Here is a 21,480-nt window from a genome sequence, read left to right on the forward strand (position 1 = left end):
GCGTTCGAGGCCGACTCCGTTCGCAACGACCTTCTGGACGATGTCTTACTCAAGGTGGGAAGACCGCCCTCGGCCGCCTCGCACAGGGCGTGCAGAAATCGCGGTGACTGAGCCCGCCAACCGTCGTGGACCTGCCACGGCGCGGCCAACCAGCAGTGGCTCCTGTGCTGACACGTGGACTCCCGGCGGGGCGCTGCCGCCTTGGCAGGGCTCCAGGGGCGTGAAACGCTTGATCCATGACATATCCCGTCTGCACGTCGATTTCGAACGAGTGAGCCCGGCCGCTGCGTCGGGAGTGCACCCGGTCCAGGCTCCCGTTCGGGGAGTGAGGAACAGCCATGACAGCGACCGAGCATGTTCACGGCGACGACCACAGTGACCCCACCTTGTACCGCACCCCGGCGGATGCCATCGCCGCGCCCCCGGAGAAGCTCGCCTACCTGGTCGGATTCGACCCGACCGCACAGCGCGCCGACGCGTTGTTCACCGTCGGCACCGACCCCGAATCCCCCGACTACGGCCGCGTGATCTCCCACGCCGAACTGCCCGAGCTGGGCAACGAACTGCACCACTTCGGCTGGAACGCCTGCTCGAGCGCACTGGCGCATGCCGGTCACCAGAACGCTGCGCGGCGCTACCTCATCGTCCCCGGCCTGCGCTCCTCCCGGCTGCACGTCTTCGACACCAGCCCCGATCCCGCCCACCCGCGCCTGGTCAAGGTGATCGAGCCCGAGGAGCTGGCCGCCAAGGCCGGATACTCACGCCCGCACACACTCCACTGCGGCCCCGACGGAATGTTCCTGTCCTGCCTGGGCGGCGCGGACGGCGCGGACGGGCCCGGCGGCGTCGCACTGCTGGACCACGAAAGCTTCGAAGTGCTGCGCGCCTGGGAGAGCGACCGCGGACCGCAGCGGCTCGCCTACGACCTCTGGTGGCACCTACGCCAGAACATCGCCGTGACCAGCGAATGGGGCACCCCCTCCATGATCGAGGACGGCCTCGTCCCCGAACTGCTGCTGGGCCGCAAGTACGGCCACGCACTGCACTTCTGGGAGCTGGACTCCGGCCGGCATCTGCAGAGCGTCGACCTCGGGGACGAGAACCAGATGGTCCTGGAACTGCGCCCCGCGCACGACCCCGAGGCGACATGGGGGTTCACGGACACCGTGGTCAACGTGGAGGACCTGTCGGCATCGGTGTGGTTGTGGAACCAGGAGGGCGACGACTTCGTGATCCACAAGGTGATCACTGTCCCGGCCGAGCCCGCACAGAGCGAGGACCTGCCTCCGGCGCTGCAGCCGTTCGGCGCCGTGCCGCCGTTGATCACCGACATCGACCTGTCGGTGGACGACCAGTGGCTGTACGTATCCGCGTGGGGAACCGGTGACCTGCTCCAGTACGACGTGAGCGACCCGTTCCATCCCAGGCAGACCGCGTCCGTGCGTCTTGGCGGCATCGTCAGCCGGCAGCCGCACCCCGCCGAACCCGACACTCCGCTGACCGGCGGAGCACAGATGGTCGAGCTCAGCCGCGACGGGCAGCGCGTATACCTGACGAACTCCTTGTATGCCGCCTGGGACGAACAGTTCTACCCGGCGGGCATCGACCCGTGGATGGTCAAGCTCGACGCCGACACCGCACACGGCGGGCTCGTGGTCGACAGCGGCTTCTTCCCGCACGGCACGGAGCTCTCCGGGTTGCGCGTGCATCAGACGCGCCTCCAGGGCGGCGACGCCTCCTCGGATTCGTACTGCTACCGCCGGTGACATGCTCTCCGTGCTCTGCGCAGCAGGCGCACACACCGACGACGGGGCCGGGTGGCAGCTGCCCTCCACCGAAACGCTGGTGGCCGTGGTGCTGGTGGCTGTCGCCACCACGGTGGGTGCCTGGCTGGCGCGGCGCGGATCCGGCCGATCGGCGTACTTGCTGGCCGCCGCGTCAGGGATTCTGCTGACCATCGGGGTCCTCCACCTTCTGCCCGACGCATGGAACGAGGCGCACGAGACCGGCGTGCCGCAGTGGACAGTTCCACTTGCCGCGCTCGCCACGTACGGGGCGATGGGCGCCGTGGTCCGTACCGGCTGCCCATGCGAGCTGGGTCGTTCGGGAGGCATCGGCGCCGTATCGGGGCTCGCCCTGCACCGCTTCCTGGAAGGGGCGACTCTGGCGCTGACCGCGTCGGTCGCCGTGCTGGCGGCGCTCCTGGTGCACGCGGCCGGCGAAGGCCTGGCGCTGGCCGCTCTGCTTGGGGGGCAACCGAGGCGACGCGTGGCTCCATGGATCGGACTGGCCTGCTTGAGCCCGGTCGCGGGAGCCTTCGTGACGAGCGCTTTGCCCATCCCGGACGGCCTCATGCCGCTGCTGCCCGCCCTCATCGCCGGCGTACTCGCGCAGGCGGCGCGGGTGGCGCTCGTCCTCGCCCATCAGCAGCGGCCCGCGGCCCGGCGGGTCCTCGCGGTCCCGACGGCGATGACTCTCGCCGCGGTCCTCACCGCGGCGCTCGTCCTGCTTGTCGAGGCGGACAACCGCTGAGGTCTTCTCAACGGAGTGCGTCGCCAGGCCCTGTTGAGAACCAGAATGGCCTTGGCGATGGCCCCGATGCGGCCGGGGCCCGAGCGTGACGCGCTTTTGCGTACGCCACCGTTTCTCGAGCTCGGCCGCGGCTACCCACCCCGAAGCCTCGACACCCGGGAGCTGGGCCATCTGCGCGGCTGAACGCTGCTCAACGACGCACAGGACGGCCATGCCTTCCAGCTCCACGTTGCGGACCGTTGCGAACCAACAGCCTTCGCGAGGCGGTCCCGCTGCTGGGCCACCATCACTGGGGTTTGCACATAGGTAGTAGGGGCTACCCGCACGCGGAAGTGCCGCGTCGCAGCGAAGAACAGGGACGCCTCCGTGACGCGGACCGAGCGAAGCCGGGTATCCAGGGGTTGGTCGCGATGACCGTGGCAACACAGCAGGGCAGAGGGGGCGGTTCCAGCGGCCTCTACGATGTTTTGGAGCTCATTCTCGACCGCGGGCTGGTGATCGACGCGTTCGTGCGGGTCTCACTGGTCGGTATCGAGATTCTCAAGATCGACATACGGATCGTGGTCGCCAGCGTCGACACCTACCTTCGCTTCGCCGAGGCGTGTAACCGCCTCGACCTGGAAGCGGGACCACGCAAGCCGGCCGGGCTCACGGAACTCACCGGACAGCTCACCGAGTCCGGCGCCCGAGGCAAGACCAAGGGAGCACTGTCCGGCGCGGCGGAGACGATCGCCGATGCCTTCCACCAGGCACGGGACGAGGGCCGGGAGCGTCAGGGCGACCGGGCCGCGCGCGGGGAGGAATGAGGCACTTCCTCGAGCGCTGCGCTGCGAGCACCGCCGTGCCCGGTTCTGGCCCGTGGACAGGTCACCCGTACTACTCGTCCTGCGTCCCCATCCATCGCAGCGACACAAGCAGGCAGATCATCGATCCTCGGCCGGCGAGCCATCGGCTGAGCCAAGGGCACGAAGCCGAGTACACCAGCGGCGCGGCGAGGTAGGCGACCCGACCCACCCACCCACCCCACCCGCTGCCGTGGAAGGAGTGACTCCTCCCCCTCATAAATGAGGGGGCTTCTCGCTATGCCGGGTCGGCGTCGCGACGGACCAGCCCGGCCCGTAGAACGTTTAGAGCGCCGACTGTGTCCGCGTGCGCGTTGTGGCCGCACGAGACGCAGTGGAACCTTTCCTGTGTGGGCCGGTTCTCCCTGGCGGTGTGCCCGCATGCAGGGCACCTGCGGGAGGTGTTGCGGGGGTCCACGACGATCACTTCCCGTCCGGCACCTTCCGCCTTGGCGGCCAGGATTGCGAGGAACACCCCCCATCCGGCATCGGCAATGCTTCGGTTGAGTCCGGCCTTCGCGGCGGCCCCGTTGGGCAGGAAGCTGCCCGGCTGTTCGGGGTCCGGCTTGGGCGCGGGGGTCTTGCTCATGTTACGGATCTTGAGGTCTTCGTGCGCGATGACGTCGTGTTCGCGGACGAGGTCGAGCGCGGTCTTGTGCGCGTGGTCCAGGCGCTGACGCCGGACCTTTCGATGCATCCGGGCAACCCTCTCCACGGCCTTGCGGCGGCGCTTGGAACCGCGCTTGCACCGGGCGAGGGCCTGCTGTGCAGCTTCGAGTTTCGCGGCGGCTTTGCGGCCGTGGCGGGGGTTGGGTACGAACTCGCCGCCTGAATCGGCGAGGAAGTTGGCTATCCCGAGGTCGATGCCGACCACGCTGCCGGTCGCGGGGAGCGGTTCGGGTGCGGCCTGGTCGGCGGTGAGGATGACGTACCAGCGGCGCCCTTCGCGCTTGACGGCGAGCGTCTTGACCTTGCCGACGACGGGGCGGTGCTGGTGGACCTTGACGTGTCCGACGCCTTGCAGGCGTACGCGGGTGACGGGGTCGTGCGGTGTGCTGTCCCAGCGGCAGCCGTCGCCGTCCTTGGGGAATTCCACGGTGTCGAACCGCTTGTTCGACCGGAAGCGGGGATAGCCGGGCTTTTCACCAGCCTTGACGCGACGGAAGAACGCGGCGAACGCCTTGTCCAGGCGGCGCAAGGTGGCCTGCTGGGATGAGAAGGACCAGCGGCCCTGACGCTCGGGGTCGAAGGCGCGGATGTCCTTGAGCTGGGCGGACTGCTGCCCGTACCGGACGGTGGTCTTCGAGGTGTGCCGGTAGGCGTCGCGGCGTTCCTGCAAGGCTGCGTTGTAGAGCGAACAGTGATCGCGCAGCATCTCGGCGAGCGCGCCCTGCTGGCCCACGGTGGGCCTGATGAGGAACTTGTACGCACGGATCATCCAGCCCACCCCCTTCCTGATCAAGCTTCCAAGATCCTACGACGCTTGGGGCATGTCACCACGCTGGGATCCAAACCCCGATATCCGCGCCGGCCGCCACGTCGCCTACGACTGCATTCCGGTGCCCCCACACGGACGATCCCGAAGGAGCCGTTATCCGCCACCTCGGCTCCTCACCACTCAGCCCGGGGAAGCCGACCCTCGAGACCGAGGGCGCAGCAGCCCACGGGAAGACGGTCGGCGACGCTGAGCCCGGCCCTGGCCTCGACGGGTCGACTCACCTTCACCAACCTCATCGCCGACCTGGTGAGAGCCCGGAGCACCGACGACGCTCCGGGCAAGCAGGCATGGGTCCCCTTCTCGTGGCCATGACCAGTACACAGAAGCAGTGAGTAGGGCGGATGCCCGCTCACCCTGACAGCCTGACCACCAACCCGGCAGCGGTTCCCGGTGACCGCACTACCGTGTGGGCTGAGGGCCTGGATGCGGAGGCCGGGATTCGCAAGTGATCAGGCGTACGGCCGGAGCCGAGACCAACTGAGTGTGGGGGACGCCAGGGAGCCGGAGGTTGATGAAGCCGCCCTCGACCGCGAAGTCGATGCCCTTGGCGCGGCCGACGGGATGGCCGTCGGCGTCGGTGATGGTGTACCCGGACACGAGCTCGATCGAGCCCTTGCGCCACTCGCGGTTCACGCGGACACCTCCGGGAAGTCCAGGTCCGGCTGGGCAAGGTGGTTGAAGTAGTTGGACAGGGTGTTGAGTGCGATGTGGGCGACGATCTCGGCCAGCTCGGCGTCCGTCACCCCGGCCCGGCGGGCGTCGGCCAGCATGGTGTCCTCGATGCGGCCCCCGGTACGCATGACCTCGCGGGCGATCTGCAGCACCGCGTCGGCGTGCGGGTCGGTGTCGTCGGCGGCCTCGCGGGTGCGGGCCAGTTCCTCGTCGGTCAGGCCGAGCCTGCGGCCCCGGAGTGTATGGGCACTGACGCAGTACGTGCAGTGGTTCTCCTGTGCGGCCAGCAGCGCCAGCTGCTCGCGGAGGCGGGCGGTCAGGACGCCGCGTCCGAGGTGATCGCGCAAGGCCAGGTACCCGGCGAGTGCCGCCGGGCCGTTGGCCATCGCCGCGTACAGATTGGGCAGTCGGCCGAGCCGGCGGCGGGTCTGGTCGAGAAGCCCCGAGGGGTCGTCGGTGAGCTGTGGCATGCGTGGCACGAGTCCTCCAGATGGTACCGATCGGTTCCGTTTCCTGGATTCAAGACGGTACTGATCGGTTCCGTCATCGTCAAGATCGGGATAGCCTGGGCTCATGGCCACTCATGCACGCGAGCGTCTCCTCGACGCCGCCGAGGAACTCTTCTACGCCGAGGGCATCCGCGCGGTCGGCGTCGAACGCATCCTGGCCGAGTCCGGAGTCGGCCGGGCCTCCTTCTACCGGCACTTCGCCAGCAAGGACGACCTGGTCGTGGCCGTCCTGCAGCGACGCGACCAGGCCTGGCGCGCCTGGCTGGCCGAACGGGTGGACGCTCTCGGCGGACAACCCCTGGACGTCTTCCGCGCACTGGCCGAGCGCTTCGCCGGGGCGGATTTCCGCGGCTGTGCCTTCATCAACACCATGGCTGAGACCGCCGACACCGGCAGCTCGACCTACCGGATCGCCGCCGAGCACAAGGAGCGTGTCACCGTCTACGTTGCGGGCCTGCTCGCCAAGGGTGGTCACGCGGATGCCGAGGCACTCGCACGACGGTTCGTTCTGCTGATGGACGGAGCGATCGTCACCGCGCTGCGGGAGCGGACGACGGCTCCCGCAGCGGAGGCACGCGCGGTCGCAGCAGCCATGCTGGGCGACGCAGCATGACCCCAGCAACTGCCGGAAAGGAGACGTGCTGGGCGGGTCCGGCGAGCCGGTCGACCCGTCAACGCCAGGCGTGTATCGAGTGTGCTGGTCACAGCCACTCGGAGGTGGCCGCTGCGAAGACGGTTGCCTCGCAGCGGACCGCGAGCCCGTGATATCTCGTGGCCACGGCGCGGTGCCCTTTGAGGCGTTGCGGCCGCACTCGACTGTGTGCCGAGCCTTGCAGTCCTCCGGGTCGAACCGCGGCGGGCGACCGCAGCGGGGCCGACACGATCAAGATCCGCTTTGGTCACACGCCCGAGGCCGTCGGCGTACCCGGTCGGCTGTGACACGGCACCACGCGCCCGTCCCCGCAGGTCCGACATCACGCGCGACCGGCGCCGTCCGCACGCTCGGCTCCAGGATCGCGATCGGATCCGCCTCCGGCTTCGAGCCGGTCGATGAGGATCATCGCTACGTCGTCCGTCAGACGGCCATGGGTGTGGTGGTGCAGTTGCAGGTGCAGTTGTCCCAGGAACACCGGAGGGGAGGTACTGGCGCGTATCTGCTCCATGGCCCCGGGGAGGTTGAAGAAGTCGTTGTCGCGGTTGCGGGCTTCGATGACGCCGTCGGTGTAGAGCAGCAGGCGGTCGCCGGGGGCGAACGGGTGGCTCTCGGGCTTGGCGGGAGGGCCGGTCATGAGGTCTTCCAGGCCGAGCGGCGGCAGGGGGCAGCCGGGCATGAGGGCCTGGGCCCTGCCTTGGTGCAACAGCAGCGGTGGGGGGTGGCCGCGGTTGACCAGTTGCACCACGGGTTCGTCCGTTGGTACCTGGGCGATGAGCGCCGTGGTGAAGCCCTCCATGAGAGCTTCCTGGTCGAAGGCGCCCGGCACGGCGGCCTCCCGCTGAAGGGCGTCCGCGCAGCGATTCATGACTTCCGCCAGCTCGCTCTCGTGGTGCGCGGCTTCCCGGAAGGCGCCTAGCGCCACTGCGACCGCGTGTATGGCATTCAGTCCCTTGCCTCGGACATCGCCGACGATCAGCCGGACGCCGTGGGGCGTCTGCACGGCAGCGTACAGATCACCACCGATCTGTGCCCCCTCCTCGGCCGCCAGGCTGAGGCTGGCGGCCCGCAGCGCCCCCAGGCGTGCGGGGACCGGCCGCAGAATGACGTCCTGTGCTGCCACGGCGACCCGGCGGACCTGGTCGAGCTCGCTCTGACGGCGCGCCTGCACGGCGTTGCTGGTGATGAGGCCGGCCACGGACACCAGTGCAAGTGCCAGAAAGTTGGTGTAGACCTGGTGACTGCCCCATGCCTGGTTATAGGTCGCGGTGGTCACGCTGATCGCCAGCGCGAGAGCCGTCGCCGAGACCGTGCCCTTCGGGCCCATGGTCACCGCGGCCAGCGCCGGCGTCGCCACGAGTAGGGGGCCGGTGTAGATGTGGTGGGCAGGGGTGAACTCTATGACCAGCACGGCCACAGCGATCGCGAACGGCACACACCGCGCGAGCGAGAAGAGGATCCCGCTGCGCATCGGGTGCGGACCTTGGCCCGGACGCCCGCGCCTGACCGCTTGGCACAACGCTCCCAGCCGAGGAGATGAGCGAAAGCGCGACCGCATGGTGCCAGCCGCCTCCGGTTTCAGCTCCATACCCCTATCCTCACGCTCACACGTGGTGGACGCCTTGGTGTATCCCGGTCTCATGCGGTATCCCGAGGGGGTCGGCTGCCCGGGAAGCAGCGGGCTCAGCGAGAGCAAGTGCGTCTCTAGGCGGCGGCGCTGCCAGGAACATGGACCGTGCTTCTCGAGCGCGGTGTCCGGCTGACCACCGAGGCGCGTCCACTCGTCGCCGCAGCACGGGAGTCGCCGGCCGTCGTGGAGCAGGCGGAGACCGAGCCGGAGCACCGGCGCGGGATACCGGCCGAACGGTTCACCACCGCCGCCGTCGCGTCGGCAGCTCGCGGTCTGCTGCCCGGTGTCCTCGCCGACTTGGCCCTACGCCATCCGGAACCGGACGAACGGCGTCGTCCAGCGGACACAGGATCGCCCCGCCAGCCGCCGGAGGGACGGGCGGACCGCTTCGTCATCCCCACCCGGCCGGCCTGGCCTGCGGGCGACGAGACAGTCGTAGGCAGCCGCGGGAGCAGAGCCCGCCGGGTGTCGATCCGAAGGAGCGCAAGGTGCTCCTGGCAGTGACAGGATCGGTGCCATGAGCGTCGAGACGGACTGGGCGTATCGAATCGACGAGCCGCACGGCTCGCAGGGATGGCGGCCCTACGGCAGCCGCCCCGAGCGGTGGCGGGGGACGATCACCACCGACGACCCGCGGGAGAACGCCGAGTACGTCGCCGCCCTTGTCGTCACGGACCTGGTGACCGAATGGAAGAGGCACGGCATCGTCGAACAGCACGTGCGCGTGATCGTCTGGAAGGACGAGGAGGGCCACGGCCCTGAGGACGCGGCCTGCACCGTGGAGATCCAGCCCGATATCGATGCAGAGTGATACAGCGAGCGTGCCCCCCGATCCTCTTTCGCATCCGCTTGTCCCCCGGCCGCCGACCGGCATCGGATCTGGTAGGCGCGGGGCACTTCGACCATCGCGACCGTGCATGCCGGCGATCCTTGAAGAGCGACGCAATCACCCGTGGCGACCCACTCGGCTGTACGGCATCTCAACTTCAAGGGTCCGACCATGACCGGATCCGCCTGACGGCACCCGCTGACAAGACTCGCTTCATCACCGCTCCGAAGGGCGGAGCACTGCGACTGATCCCGGTAGCGAGTGACTCTCGCTGGTGAGCGGCGAGTTGGGACGAAGCACCCCGCCATGCTCGATGACCCGGTGATCTCGGAAGCCGGACCTACAGCAGGATGCGCAGGTCGAGTACGGGACCGGTGGCGTCGATTGGCGTCGCATCCAGTTTCTCCAGCACATGGAGCATCGGCTTGTTGCTCGCCGCCACCGCAGCGGCCAGCGTGTGGTGTCCCTCGCGGCGGGCGACGGTCGCCGCATGTTCGGCCAGAGCGGTGCCAAGCCCCCTGGCCTGCCACGCGTCCTCGACCAGGATCGCGAGTTCCCCCACCCCTTGCTGATCGGTGCGCATGACGTTGGTCATGGCGATGATGTGGTCCGTGCGCTCGGCCGGAGTGGTCACCAACGTGGTGCCGCGGTCTGGCCTGGACAGATGACGCCATTCGGCAGGTGAGAGCCCGGACTTGCCCGCGTGGTATCGCAGGGCTCGGCTGCCCAGTGAGCAACGGCGGTGCAGTTCCTGGACCGGCACCAGGTCGACGGGTGCCGCCTCCCGGGTCCGGGTGGCGGTGCCGTCGGTCAGCGTGATCGAGTGGGCGGCGTCTCGACGGCCGGCGTCGGGCATCGACGTTCTCCTCAATTGCGATCGTGACTGCCGCGCCGGGGTTCCCAAGACGCAGGCGCGGGCTGGCTACCGCAGCAGTCTTTTGCCGCCTCGAAGTCGGCTCAAGAGGACTTTACGTCACGTCGATTGCGCTGTGCATGCGCGCGATCACATAGCGAGACGAAAACATTGGGGTGTCGTGGCCCCCCGCCGCGTCGATGCTGAACACAGCTGCCGTCATCGCTCAAGGATTTACGCGGAAGACCGCCCGACCCTCGCCACCAGGACAGGCCGATGAACGTCCGCACTTCGCGTAAGCGACCCATCTTCGCAGTAGGTGTGCACCACTCAACCCGCTACTGGGGTTGGCTACGACCACGACGTCTACCGCAACCAGCGCCGCGCCCACGGCATCGTGCCCGCCATCGGCGCCGGGGCACCCGGCAGAGCGACAGGTCCAGCCCGGCCCCGACCTGGACCGTCTCTCCCCCCCGGTACTGCGTCGCATCGAGGCGGGGCGGCCGCCGGTGGTCTGGTCAGCCGTTCGAGGCTGTGTGGGACGCGTTCCGCATCCCCTGGGGAATCCTGCCCGCGCGGGTCGGAAATGACCCGGGGCTGACCCGGGCATGTCGTACCGCTTGCAGCTGGGGCGCCAAGAGGTAGCTCTGCTGGTGGAGGCGGATCCTCCGTGCGGATGACGCACCTCATCGCGGTCCGGACCATGGTCGAGTCATGTCGATCACGCGTTCCTTGGAGCGAGCAGTGCGTCCCGTCCCGCGCCGGGTATCCGGTCTCCGCCTGAGCAAGTGGCCTGGATACGTCGCTGGGGCTTGGGGGTCCCGTTCGCGGTACCGAGTTTCGTCTGGGCGACGGGCAGCACCTTCGGCGCGCAGTCGACGGTGTCGCCGTCGTTGGTGAGGCTCGCTCGCGACGGAGTGCCATGGTTCCTGACCGTCCTCACGGTAACCGGCGTTCTGAAGCTCTTCGGGGCACTGGTCGGCGTCGGCCCGACACGACAAGGGGGGTCGCGAATCAGCCGGCTCCTAGTGATCTGCGGCGCTGGTGCGGCCACCCTGCTCACTTGGCACGGTGGCCTCTTCGTCGTCCACGGTGTGCTGGTCGAGGCCGGGGCCGTCTCTGTGGAGCCAGATCTGGCTGGGCTGACTGGTTGGTACCTCTACCTCTGGGGGCCGTGGTTCATCGTCGGTGGTCTGGCCTTCGCCGGGGCCACCGCGCTGTACGTCCGCCCACGTGATGATCGACGCAAGTTGCGACTCCATGGAGTCGTGGGCGCGATCGGTGCCCTGGTCCTGTCCGTGACCTCGACGGATACCGGCATCGGTTGAACGTTGGCACGTAACTGGTGGTCGAGGAAGCCGGCAAAGTCCGGAGCGGCCCTGGGGCCTCTCCCTGGAGCATCAGCTGCCACCCGTTGCGGCGTACTGGAGGAGGAACTTGACGCTGCGCCAACCCGGATTCAGGGCGTGAGAGGTGTGTCGGGCATGAACTCGTCCGCGCGCTCACCGGTGACCAGGTAGACCACTCGCCGTGCGACCGAGACGGCATGGTCGGCGAAGCGTTCGTAGTAGCGGCCGACCAGCGTGACGTCCACGGCGGTCGCCACACCGTGCTTCCAACGGTCGTCCATCAGGTGCTGGAAGATCATGCGATGCAGCTCGTCCATGCGGTCGTCATCCTGTTCCAGCTGCAGCGCCGCATCGACCTCCTGCGTGGTGATCACTTCGGCGGCCTGGGCCATCAAGCGCTGCGCGAGCTGGCCCATCTCCAGGATCGTGCGGTGCAGATCGCCCGGAACGGCACGCTCGGGGTACCGCAGCCTGGCCAGCTTGGCCACATGCTGCGCCAGGTCACCGGAACGCTCCAGATCCGCGCTCATCCGCAGGGACGTGACGACGATCCGCAGGTCGGTGGCGACCGGCTGCTGCCGGGCCAGCAGGGCGATGGCCCGGTCCTCGAGCTCCCGCTGCAGGTCGTCGACCTTGGCGTCGGCCGAGATGACGCTCTCGGCAAGCGGCAGGTCGGCATCCAGGAGAGCGGTGGTGGCCCGGCCGATCGCGGAACCCACCAGCCGGGCCATCTCCACCAGACCGGCACTGATCGAGGCCAGTTCCTCGTGATACGCCTCCCGCATCGCGTTCCCTCCTGCAGGTGTGGGCACGTCCGTCGTCGCCTGCTGCCAGACTCGCACAGCTGGGCCGGGGACCCCTCCTCGCCCACTGTCGCGCGCCTACCGGTGACGACGACGGTGCCTATGGGTGTGCGGCTCGGCGCGATGACCGCGGCGGGGTAGTCGAGGCGGCCGCTGCCGGACGACCCGGGTGAACGCGGCGCACGAGCCCAGCGAGGCTCGGCATGTCACCGATGCTGCGGGCGCCATTCGAAGAGCAGGATCGTCACGTCATCCCGCAGCTGGTTGCGCTGGTAGTCGAGAATGGCGTGGATGAGCAGCCGCAGCACCTCGGCCGGGCGCTCGCCGGCGGCGTTGGAGCGGATGATGAAGTCGGTGAACCGGTCGAGGCCGAATTCCGCACCGTCTGCGTCGCGAGCCTCCACGACACCATCGGTGTAGAGCAGGACACAATCGCCCGGTTCCAGTGTGGTCTCGTGGACCCGTCGGGCTACCGGGGCGAGTGGGCCGGCCAGGCCGATCGGCGGCTGCGGGGGGCTGTCCAAGGCCCCGGTGAGCACCCGGTCGGCACGGATCAGCAGTGGTGGGGGGTGACCACAATTGACCCAGCGCAGCACTCCGGTCTCGGCATCGAGCCGACACAGCACGCCGGTGCAGAACTGCTCGGGCAGCCACCGGGCGAGCGCCTGGTCGACGGAACCGACGACGTGGGCCGGGTCGCCACCGCCGCGGCGGGCGTTCCGCGCCGCCGCCATGGCGACGGATGTGGTCAGGCCGGCGGTCAGATCATGGCCCATGGCGTCGAGGATCGTGGTGTGGAGGATGTTCTTGATGACCGAGTGATCGAAGGCGTCGCCGGCGACGTCGTACGCCGGTTCCATCACTGCGGTCGAGACGCACCTGCTGCTGCCGATGGTGCGGGGCGGCAGGAAGGCCCGCAGCATCTCGGCGGGCAACTGCATGGTCGCGGTGCGGGTGCGGGCGGCGAGCCAGTCGCTGTAGGCGCGCTTGGAGGTGATCAGCATGGCGAACAAATGGGCCAGCATCCGGCTGCGCCGCATCCGTATCCCGTCGAGCGAGGCGGTCCGCACCGCCAGCACGCCCAGCCGCTCGGCACCGTCGACCAGAGGCATCCAGACCATCAAGCCGTCGTCGGCCTCGGCCACTCGCGGGGAGACCGTGCGGTACGCCCAGCCGGCCGACGAGCGGTCCACCGGCAGCGGCTTCAAAGTCTCCTCGAGTGGGATGAGCAGCCGTTGTTGCAGGTCGACGAGGTAGATCAGGGCGGTGTCCAGGCCAAGGGCCGAGGCGCACCGATTCGCCAGGACGGGCAGTTCGACCGGCAGGGCCGTCTGCGCCTCGATGATCAGCTCCTCCAGCCGATTCTCGTCGATGGCGGTGTCGGGACCGGAGTCCGCGTGCGGTGGGTCCGACACGGGGATCACCCCTTCCGTGCCCAGTCTCACACCGATCCCGCCCTCTCTCACGTCAGGCAAGACCGCAACCAGGGCGAGAGCGGCGGCCAGGGCGGTCAGCCGAGCTCGACCGGGCACACCTCGTGCGCAGGCCTCCTCGCGGTACGCCGCCAAGGGCTACGTCCATGGCATCTCGCCCTTGCCCGACCGGCCATGACCACCGACCACGACGTAAACGCGCATCCTGAGCACCTCCACCGGCGCGGGGGTACTCCTGGCCCATCTCCCGCACTGCGCGAACCCACCCCACCGCCGGGTCCCCCCTCCAGCCCTGAGCGGGGGCGTCCGCCAAGAGGGTCACACGGCCGTGGCTGCCCGTGCGGCGCACGGCCTCGCCCGGCTCCTGGCGCTGCACTACCGCCTTGGCGCGGCGCGGGCGGCGTCGGTCAGGTGCGGTTCGGCGGCGTGTCCACAAGGTGATCCGCAGAAAATGGCCTACCCGGCCGAACTGACCAAGGTCTCGAAGCCTGAGCTGTCGCAGTAAGACACTGCGCGACCCTCGGCCCCGATGTCACCGCCGACCGCGTTGACGGTGTCATCGAGGATGCGGCTGCCACCATGTTCAAGGCCTTCCCGGTCAAGCCTTTTCGAGGCGTCGATGACCGCATGCCCTGCTGTTTCGGCGTCGTCGAACTCGGGCGACTGGTCACTCTGCCCGGCACCGGCACCGGCATCAGCCACGCTGGTTGCCGCGGCGTGCCTGGCGTCCTGCCAGGACCCCAGCTTGCTGCAGTAATCCCGTTGCCACTCCTTGGCCTGAGCCGGATCGTCCGACGAACAACTGCTCACGAGGACAGCGACAACAACAGCGGCCGCTGCTCTGCTGACTGCTCGTGTACTCCCACCGCTGTGCCGCATGGACGTGCCCTCCCGGAAGCTGCCGACACAGAGTATGGATCGCTAAGGTGTCACCCTGGGCCGATCTGCATACGTCGTCAGCGCCTGCTCGGCGAGGAGTGAGTGCACGCCCAACCCGGCGAACCCATGCGGACACAGCACTGGGTCCGGTCTTCCGAATCTGGTCGGAATGGCCGGGAGGGGCAGGTCGAGACCCGGGGTTTCCCGTCCTCCGCGGCGACTGACCGTTTCGCTACTGCTCGTCGCGCAAGGCGGGCCGTTTGCCGATCTCGGTCTTGACCGTCTCGTGCAGCTCCTCCGACGTGAAGCCGAGGTTGCGCAGGATCTGCGCGGCCGCGCTGTCCTCGACGCGGATCAGGCCCAGCAGCGAGTGTTCCGTGCCGACCCAGTCGTGGCCGAGGTCGGTCGACGCGCGGCGTGCCTGCTCGATGACCTCCTTGGTCTCCGGCCGGAACGCGATGTGCCCCCGCAGCGCCTTCTCCCCGGCCGGCGGCATCGCTTCCTCGATCGCGTCGCGGATGCGTTGCTCCGACTCGGTCTTCGCCACCAGTACCTCGTACGCCAGGCCCCGCGGTTCACCGAGCAGGCCGAGCAGCATGTGTTCGGTGCCGATGAAGTCGTGCTTGTGCGTTCGGGCGGCCTCCTGCGCCAGCACGATGCTGTGTCGGTTCAGGTTGGTGAACCGCTCGAACGGGGCGGGCGTGTGGCGTTGCTGGGCGGCCTGTTTGGACACCCCGATGGCGTCGCCGATCTCGGTCCACGACGCACCGGTCTGCTTGGCCTTGCTGACGTAGTGGTCGATGAGCTGGTCACCGAGGTCGGACAGCGTCTGGGCACGAAGTCGCGCCTCGCTGATGCGGGCCAGTTCGTTGGCGTCGGGAAGTTCCTCATCGAGACGGGCGATCAGGTCGGCGAGGTTGATGTCGAGTGGGCTCATGCGTCAATCGTAAGTTGACGATGGGCTCGCCGTCAACTTGTAATTGACGCTCATTCGGGTGCGCTCCCGTCGCTTCGTGCGATGATCACGTCTCGCCGCTCGGGGAGATCTGACCGAGGCTCAGTGGGCGCTGCTGGAGCCGCTGTTGCCGAAGGGCATCAAGTCTGGGCGCCCGCCAGTGCACACCAAACGGCAGCTGATCAACGGGATACGGTTCCGCACTGGGACCGGCATACCGTGGGGGGACCTGCCCGAGCGCTATAAGCCGTGGGGGCGGTGTACGGACCTTTCCGCCGCTGGCAGCGCGACGGCACCTGGCACCGGATCCTCGAACAGCTCCAGGCCCGGTCCGACGCGAAAGGTCTGATCACCTGGGACGTCTCGGTGGACTCCACCATCGCCCGCGCCCACCCGCACAGCTTGGGTCAGGACGGCCGCGCACCCGGCCGGACAAGGTCCGCGCCGACAAGGCGTACGGCTCCCGAGCGAACCGCGGTTACTTGCACCGAGGCGGGATTCGCTGCACCATCCCGGAGAAACGCGATCAGATCGCCAACCGCGATGAGCGTGGTTCTCGCGGTGGGCGTCCGCCGAGGTTCGACCCGGCCGACCGCAAAGAGCGCCACGCGGTGGGGTGCGGGATCAATCGTCTCAAACGCCACCGCGCGGTCGTCACGAGAGACGACAAGCTTGCCGTCCGCTACGAATCAACCGTGCCGGTCGCGGCCATCAATGAGTGGCTGTGACCAGCACTCTCGCAACACGCCCCAGGACTGCGGAGCCGTGCACTTCAGATTCGGTCTCCGGGCCGGAGCCTCAGCACTTGGCCAGAGTGCGGCCGAGGAGGAGGAGCAGGTGGTCCCAGTGAAGCTGCAGTGCGGCGGGGTTGAAAGCGTCGGTGTCGGCCATGGTGAAGCCGTGGACGGTGTCGGGGTAGATCTCAGAGGTGTAGTCGACACCCGCGGCGTCCAGAGCCTGGTTGAGTTCGCCGAGGACCTCGGGCGTCAGGTCGGTTTCGGCGTGGCCGAAGTGGACCTGGGCGGTGAGGCGGCGCAGGCTGTCGGGCCCGGCGGCGCCCACGGGGGCATGGAATCCGGCGACGGCGGCCACCTCGCCGGGGTGGGCCGCGGCGGTGCGCACTGCCAGGAGGCCTCCTATGCAGTAGCCGGTCACCGCGACGGGTCCGGCGCTGGCCTCGGGCTGGGTGGTGAGGAATCTGACGTAGGCGTCGGCGTCGCGCAGGGTCCGTTCGATGGTATGTGTCTCAATCAGGGGCATCAGCCGACCCATGACCGCGGTCCGGGCCTCTTCTCCGATGTGCTCGGGAAGTTCGACCACAGGTGCCGGGCCGTGCCGGTAGAAGAAGTTGGGGACGAGCACGTAGTACCCGTGGCCGGCCAGTTCGCGGGCCATCTCCCGCAGCACGGGCCGGATGCCGAAGCCGTCCGCGTACATCAGCACCCCTGGGTGCCGCTCGCCGTCGTCGGGGAAGGCGGCGAAGGCATCGGCCTGGCCGTCCGCGGTGGGAATCTGCAGCATCTTGGTGGGCATGAACTCTCCTGTCGTGGTTGATGTGTCCTGTGATCAACACGACGAAGGCGGAGCCCGCGCAGCAGCGCAAGATCCTTGATCGAACAGCGGGCCCTCACTGGCCCGTTCGGCGCTCAGAAGAGCACCGGGTCACCGATCCGTGTGTGGCGCGATGCCGTCCCGGTAGTCATCCCCACAACCTAGTCCACCGAACGGCCTGGCCGCGCCTGCGGGTGGACCGCGACTGAGTGCGAGCCCCGCGAAGGATGCGTGGAGTTTCCCGCCGGAGCACGGCCCTTCGCAGCTGTGGCTTGGAGTCTCGGCGTGCGGGGATGAGCCGCCAGGGGCTACAGCCGGCCGCCGCACGCCGCCCGCTAGCATCCTGTCGCATGACGAGGCGGGGGTCGCGGCTGGGTGCCGTGGCGGGGGTGGCGTTGCTGGCGGCGGTCTGCGCCTCCGGTCCAGAACGCCCGCAGGTCATCCGCACGGCGTCGGACCTCGGCCCCCTTCCGGCCGACCGCTACGACTACACGCCGCGGGACCATCAACGATCGCAGCGGGCATCGGCATTGCTGGTCCGTCGGTGCATGGCGGAGCACGGCCACCCGGACTTCCCGCTCGACCCCCGCTACCCCAGCGACCCCGTCGTCGCCACCGCGGTGAGCACCGACTACGGCGCCCTGGATCTCGCCACCGCCCGCCGCTGGGGTTACGGCTGGGACCCGGCGAAGTCCCTTGCCCTCAAGCCGAAGGGCCGCCGGATGACCTACGCCGAGTATGCGGACATGCCCGCCTGCAACGCTGAAGCCACTCGGCGGCTGATGCGCGGCATCGACCTCAGGCGGGACTGGCTCTACGCAGGCACACGGGCGATCGAGATCGACAAGGCGGTCAAGCGCGACCCGCGCCTCCGTGCGGCCTGGGACGTGTGGTCCCGATGTGTGGCAGAACAGGGATTCACCCGCTACCCCGATCCCGGCGCGGCGTACACCGACGACGCCTGGAAGCGGGACGGTGACGGCAACACCCGGCATACGCGGCGGGAGCGGGCCACCGCCGTCGCGGACGTCACGTGCAAGCGCCGCCACCACACGGCCGAGCTCTGGCACGCGGTACGGGCGCAGAAGCAGGCCGTGGACATCACGCGGCACCAGGACCGCTACGCGGCCGGGCTGCGGGCACTGCGGACGTACCGGGCCAACATCGCCGAGGTGCTGCGCAAGCTCGGCTAGCGGGCGCGCCGACGCAGCACCGTGCGTCCCGCGAGCGCAAGACGCGGCAGCCGCCCGCCAGACCCAGACGAGCGCGATGGACAGGCTCTTGATCTCGTTGCAGGTGAGGGGTCTCAGTCCGTCCGTTTTCGGGTTGCCGGCGTGTTCGTCGGCGCGGACGGCGGTGAGGAAGGCATGGGCGAGCATCGCGAGGGTGCCCCAGCGGTGCCAGGGCCTCCACCGTCTGACCTGGTGTTCTTCCAAGGCGGCCAGGCCTCTGCCGGACTGGAAGGTCTCCTCGACGGTCCATCTGCCGCTTGCCGGCCTGAAGCCGCCGAGCGCGGGCCGTGGAGCCGCCGTCGCGTGGGGCGAGGTCGGCCGGCTCTCGGACGGGCCGCCACGGCCGTGCCGGGTTCACGGACGCACGGTTCCGCACACCCTCCATGCGCCCCGGCCGGAACCGGTCACCGGTCCGGGCTATTCTGGCCGGCGTACCTGGACACGGGGTGCCCTCGCACGAGGGCTGAGATCACACCCGTTGAACCTGAACCAGTTAGGACTGGCGGAGGGATGTCGTATGTCGTTGCCGTATGCCCATGAAGAGACGGCTGTCGCCGAGGCGCGGCGCGTCTTCGACGGCCGGATGCCGACGGCGCCCGGGGATCTGCGGGTGGAGGCGCGCGGCATCACGCCGGTGCCCGAGGACGCTCGCTACGGCAGCCCCCGGCGGCTGTTCACCGTGTGGTTCGCCCCCAACCTGACGATGACCGGTGTGTTCACCGGCACCGTCGGGGCGGCCCTCGGACTGGACTTCGCCACGGCGCTGCTCGCCGTGGTGCTCGGCACCCTGCTCGGTGCGGTGCCCACGGCCTACCTGGGGACCTGGGGCAGCCAGACCGGGGCGGGCCAACTGCCGCTGGCGAGGTTGGCCTTCGGACGGGTCGTCGCCCTGCCGGGCGCCCTGCAGTGGCTGTCGTCCATCGCCTGGGACGCACTGATCGGTCTGTTCGGCGGGGACGCGCTGGCCCAACTGTTCGGCTGGCCTTTCTGGTTGGGTGTCCTGGTGATGCTGGCGGCCCAGGGGGTGCTGGGCGTGATCGGATACGAGGCGATCCACCGCCTGCAGACGGTGATGACCTTCGCGCTCGCCGCCTCGTTCGTCGCGTTGGCGGTGAAGCTCGTGCACGGCACCCAGCCCGCGACGGCCGCGACCGTGCAGGGCGCCGACCGGGCGGGCGCGTTCGTGCTGACCTGCACCATCGCTTTGAGTCTCGCCCTCTCGTGGGCCCCGTACGCCAGCGACTTCAGCCGCTACCTGCCACGGACGGCGTCCCGTCCACGCATGTTCTGGTGCACCCTGCTCGGCGTCGGCGTGTCCTTCGTCGCGGTACAGGCACTCGGCCTGTGGGGCGCGGCGCAGTTCACCGACCAGACCGCCCGCGGTGTGGACCGGCTTCTCGGCGGGGGCGCGCTCGGCGCGTTCGGACTCCTCGCCGTCGCTCTCGCGGCGCTGTGCAGCAACGCCATGAACGACTACAGCGGGTCGCTGGCGCTGCAGACCGTCGGCGTGCGGCTGCCACGGCCGGTCGCCGCCGCGCTCGCCGCGGTGCTCGGCTTCCCGCTCGTGCTGTGGATGCACGCCGCCGACACCACCGCCCGCTTCCAGAACGTGCTGCTGTTCGTCGGCTACTGGATCCCCGCGTTCGTCGCGATCGTGATCGTCGACTGGGTGGCCCGCACGCGGGCGCGCGGCGGCCGTCCGATCGATCTGAAGACGGAGGAGGCCGACCCGCAGCCGTGGTGGCCGGCTCTCACGGCGTTCATCGTCGGTTTCGCCGCTTCGGTGCCGTTCATGAGCACCACCCTGTTCGTGGGCCCGGTCGCCCGGGCCCTGCACGGCGCCGACCTCGCCTACCCCGTGGCGTTCCTCGCGGCCCTGCTCGTCTACACGCCGTTGCGGGCGCGGCGACAGGCGCCGTCTCCGGTGAAGCAATGACCGCTTGACCGGCCAAAGGTGGCCACCTCGCTCACTGCCCTGCCGTACGGGGGTCGAGGTCCGACGAATGGCGCGTTGTTCCCGAGCAGCCTGCTCCTGTCAGGTCCCGCCCACGATTCCGGCCCGAGCCTGGATCGAGTCAGTGCCACTGTCAGCAGTGAAACGGCCGACGCCACGGCGTCTCCCCCCTCATTCGCCGCCCCAAGCCTGTGTCCGCACGAGCAGGGCACGAGGGCGCTGAGCTGGGCCGCAGCGGGAAGCGGCACTGAATTCCCGGCGTCGCAAACGGCGGATCACCGTCCACTATCGTGGCTCCGCGTGACCCACAGCGAGATCGAGATCACCGCAGCGTTGGTCCGGCAGCTGCTGCGCGAGCAGCACCCCGACCTGGCCGATCGCCCGGTGCGGCTCGGTGCGCGTGGCTGGGACAATCAATTGTGGCGGCTCGGCGACGACCTCGCCGTCCGGCTGCCCTGGGCGACGCGGTCCGCGGACGCGCTGCTACGCAAGGAGCACGCCTGGCTGCCCACCCTCGCCCCGTGTCTTCCCCTGCCGGTCCCCGTCCCCCAGCGCCTCGGCGAGCCCTCCGAGCGGTTCCCGCGGCCTTGGATCGTCACCACCTGGGTGCCGGGCACGCCCGCAGACCGTGCCCCCGCCACCCGCGCCACGGAGGCGGCCGACACCCTGGCAGCGTTCCTGACCGCTCTTCACCGACCTGCCCCCGACGGGGCGCCCAGCGGCCGCGACCGTGGCGGACCGCTGACCGACCAGGCCGAGGGATTCGCCCAGATCCTGACCTGGGCCACCGAGTCAGGGCTGATCCCTGACCCGGACGCCGTCCGCACGGTCTGGGAAGACGCCGTCACCGCGCCCGAGTGGGCGGGCCCGGCGCTGTGGCTCCACGGCGACCTGCACCCGGCCAACGTCCTCACCGCGGACGGCACCTTCTGCGGCGTGATCGACTTCGGCGACCTTTTCGCGGGCGACCCGGCCTGCGATCTCGCAGCCGCGTGGATACTGCTGCCGGAGGGGTCCGTCGACCGCTTCTACGAGGCCTATCAGCCGGCCGCGGACACGGCGACCCGACGCCGCGCCCGCGGCTGGGCGGTGTTGAAAGCCCTCGCCTGCATCTCCATCGGAGAGGCAGGCGTCCATGGCCGTCCGGGTGGCAAGCGCACCTGGGGCCCACCCGCCCACGCCGCGCTGCGACGCCTCACCACGACGATCCATCGCCCCAGTTCCCCAGCGCCAAAGAGATGACCTGCATCACTCAACTTCGGTGACACTGCTCAACCTTCACTGACGCAGGACAACCGAGAGGGAGA

Annotated in this window: 19 protein-coding genes, 3 pseudogenes and 1 riboswitch; of the genes and pseudogenes, 11 read left to right on the top strand and 11 right to left on the bottom strand. The window is 69.3% G+C overall.

Going from position 1 to position 21,480, the window contains the following annotated elements:
* Nucleotides 1-338 precede the first annotated feature (338 nt).
* The 3 genes from AC07CM_RS34575 to AC07CM_RS34585 all read left to right on the top strand — a co-directional run bounded on the left by AC07CM_RS34575 (nt 339) and on the right by AC07CM_RS34585 (nt 3,338).
* The gene (locus tag AC07CM_RS34575; RefSeq protein WP_478880429.1) at nt 339-1,766 is read left to right on the top strand and encodes a selenium-binding protein SBP56-related protein; all 1,428 of its coding nucleotides are present in this window, start codon (nt 339-341) and stop codon (nt 1,764-1,766) included.
* Between the two features lies 1 nt (nt 1,767).
* Nucleotides 1,768-2,532: a hypothetical protein gene (locus AC07CM_RS34580; RefSeq protein WP_478880430.1), complete on the top strand. Its 765-nt coding sequence runs from the start codon at nt 1,768-1,770 to the stop codon at nt 2,530-2,532.
* A gap of 410 nt (nt 2,533-2,942) precedes the next feature.
* Nucleotides 2,943-3,338: a gas vesicle structural protein GvpA gene (locus tag AC07CM_RS34585; RefSeq protein WP_478880431.1), complete on the top strand. Its 396-nt coding sequence runs from the start codon at nt 2,943-2,945 to the stop codon at nt 3,336-3,338.
* Nucleotides 3,339-3,612: 274 nt separating this feature from the next.
* Here AC07CM_RS34585 and AC07CM_RS34590 read toward each other — a convergent pair whose 3' ends face one another.
* The 3 genes from AC07CM_RS34590 to AC07CM_RS34600 all read right to left on the bottom strand — a co-directional run bounded on the left by AC07CM_RS34590 (nt 3,613) and on the right by AC07CM_RS34600 (nt 6,014).
* Nucleotides 3,613-4,812 (bottom strand): RNA-guided endonuclease InsQ/TnpB family protein, encoded by a 1,200-nt coding sequence (locus AC07CM_RS34590; RefSeq protein ID WP_478880432.1) that lies wholly within the window; start codon nt 4,810-4,812, stop codon nt 3,613-3,615.
* Nucleotides 4,813-5,271: 459 nt separating this feature from the next.
* Entirely contained in the window at nt 5,272-5,505 is a 234-nt protein-coding gene (locus tag AC07CM_RS34595; protein ID WP_478880433.1) for a hypothetical protein, read from the bottom strand.
* Entirely contained in the window at nt 5,502-6,014 is a 513-nt protein-coding gene (locus tag AC07CM_RS34600) for a carboxymuconolactone decarboxylase family protein (RefSeq protein WP_478880434.1), read from the bottom strand. Before AC07CM_RS34600 ends, AC07CM_RS34595 begins: the two co-directional genes overlap by 4 nt.
* 103 nt (nt 6,015-6,117) lie before the next feature.
* Here AC07CM_RS34600 and AC07CM_RS34605 point away from each other — a divergent pair, with 103 nt between their 5' ends.
* Nucleotides 6,118-6,666, top strand: coding sequence for a TetR/AcrR family transcriptional regulator (locus AC07CM_RS34605; protein ID WP_478880435.1), 549 nt, complete (start codon nt 6,118-6,120; stop codon nt 6,664-6,666).
* Between the two features lie 361 nt (nt 6,667-7,027).
* Here AC07CM_RS34605 and AC07CM_RS34610 read toward each other — a convergent pair whose 3' ends face one another.
* Nucleotides 7,028-8,293 (bottom strand): PP2C family protein-serine/threonine phosphatase, encoded by a 1,266-nt coding sequence (locus tag AC07CM_RS34610; RefSeq protein ID WP_478880436.1) that lies wholly within the window; start codon nt 8,291-8,293, stop codon nt 7,028-7,030.
* 138 nt (nt 8,294-8,431) lie between these two features.
* Between AC07CM_RS34610 and AC07CM_RS34615 the strand changes: the two are divergent.
* Together AC07CM_RS34615 and AC07CM_RS34620 are read left to right on the top strand one after the other, a co-directional pair.
* Nucleotides 8,432-8,680, top strand: a pseudogene (locus tag AC07CM_RS34615) (LysR family transcriptional regulator); the annotation flags it as partial.
* A 172-nt stretch (nt 8,681-8,852) separates the two neighbouring features.
* Nucleotides 8,853-9,146, top strand: a complete 294-nt coding sequence (locus tag AC07CM_RS34620) for a hypothetical protein (RefSeq protein ID WP_478880437.1) — start codon at nt 8,853-8,855, stop codon at nt 9,144-9,146.
* A 358-nt stretch (nt 9,147-9,504) separates the two neighbouring features.
* Here the strand turns inward: AC07CM_RS34620 and AC07CM_RS34625 are convergent, their stop codons facing one another.
* Nucleotides 9,505-10,020: an N-acetyltransferase family protein gene (locus AC07CM_RS34625; RefSeq protein ID WP_478880438.1), complete on the bottom strand. Its 516-nt coding sequence runs from the start codon at nt 10,018-10,020 to the stop codon at nt 9,505-9,507.
* Between the two features lie 785 nt (nt 10,021-10,805).
* Between AC07CM_RS34625 and AC07CM_RS34630 the strand changes: the two genes are divergently transcribed.
* On the top strand, nt 10,806-11,345 hold the full coding sequence (locus tag AC07CM_RS34630) for a DUF3995 domain-containing protein (protein WP_478880439.1): 540 nt from the start codon (nt 10,806-10,808) through the stop codon (nt 11,343-11,345).
* Between the two features lie 131 nt (nt 11,346-11,476).
* On the opposite strand, the gene phoU is transcribed toward AC07CM_RS34630, so the two are convergent.
* From phoU to AC07CM_RS34650, 4 genes are all read right to left on the bottom strand, one after another.
* The gene (gene phoU / locus AC07CM_RS34635) at nt 11,477-12,151 is read right to left on the bottom strand and encodes a phosphate signaling complex protein PhoU (protein ID WP_478880440.1); all 675 of its coding nucleotides are present in this window, start codon (nt 12,149-12,151) and stop codon (nt 11,477-11,479) included.
* A gap of 224 nt (nt 12,152-12,375) precedes the next feature.
* The gene (locus tag AC07CM_RS34640; RefSeq protein ID WP_478880481.1) at nt 12,376-13,593 is read right to left on the bottom strand and encodes a PP2C family protein-serine/threonine phosphatase; all 1,218 of its coding nucleotides are present in this window, start codon (nt 13,591-13,593) and stop codon (nt 12,376-12,378) included.
* 465 nt (nt 13,594-14,058) lie between these two features.
* Nucleotides 14,059-14,412, bottom strand: coding sequence for a hypothetical protein (locus tag AC07CM_RS34645; protein ID WP_478880441.1), 354 nt, complete (start codon nt 14,410-14,412; stop codon nt 14,059-14,061).
* A gap of 301 nt (nt 14,413-14,713) precedes the next feature.
* Nucleotides 14,714-15,418 (bottom strand): Clp protease N-terminal domain-containing protein, encoded by a 705-nt coding sequence (locus AC07CM_RS34650; protein WP_478880442.1) that lies wholly within the window; start codon nt 15,416-15,418, stop codon nt 14,714-14,716.
* 130 nt (nt 15,419-15,548) lie between these two features.
* Here AC07CM_RS34650 and AC07CM_RS34655 point away from each other — a divergent pair.
* A pseudogene (locus tag AC07CM_RS34655) lies at nt 15,549-16,164 on the top strand (transposase).
* Nucleotides 16,165-16,234: 70 nt separating this feature from the next.
* Here the strand turns inward: AC07CM_RS34655 and AC07CM_RS34660 are convergent.
* On the bottom strand, nt 16,235-16,969 hold the full coding sequence (locus AC07CM_RS34660) for a dienelactone hydrolase family protein (protein WP_478880443.1): 735 nt from the start codon (nt 16,967-16,969) through the stop codon (nt 16,235-16,237).
* 368 nt (nt 16,970-17,337) lie between these two features.
* Between AC07CM_RS34660 and AC07CM_RS34665 the strand changes: the two genes are divergently transcribed.
* Complete coding sequence (locus AC07CM_RS34665; protein WP_478880444.1) at nt 17,338-18,180, top strand: hypothetical protein; 843 nt, start codon at nt 17,338-17,340, stop codon at nt 18,178-18,180.
* A gap of 66 nt (nt 18,181-18,246) precedes the next feature.
* Here AC07CM_RS34665 and AC07CM_RS34670 read toward each other — a convergent pair.
* Nucleotides 18,247-18,486: pseudogene (locus tag AC07CM_RS34670) on the bottom strand (IS701 family transposase); the annotation flags it as partial.
* 165 nt (nt 18,487-18,651) lie between these two features.
* A riboswitch (TPP riboswitch) is annotated at nt 18,652-18,747 on the top strand.
* On the opposite strand from AC07CM_RS34670, the gene AC07CM_RS34675 reads away from it, so the two are divergent.
* Nucleotides 18,737-20,155: a purine-cytosine permease family protein gene (locus AC07CM_RS34675; RefSeq protein WP_478880445.1), complete on the top strand. Its 1,419-nt coding sequence runs from the start codon at nt 18,737-18,739 to the stop codon at nt 20,153-20,155. It overlaps the preceding riboswitch by 11 nt.
* 318 nt (nt 20,156-20,473) lie before the next feature.
* Complete coding sequence (locus AC07CM_RS34680; RefSeq protein WP_478880446.1) at nt 20,474-21,415, top strand: aminoglycoside phosphotransferase family protein; 942 nt, start codon at nt 20,474-20,476, stop codon at nt 21,413-21,415.
* The last annotated feature ends 65 nt before the right edge of the window (nt 21,416-21,480 follow it).

It is taken from the genome of Streptomyces sp. NPDC044061, from assembly GCF_056434305.1.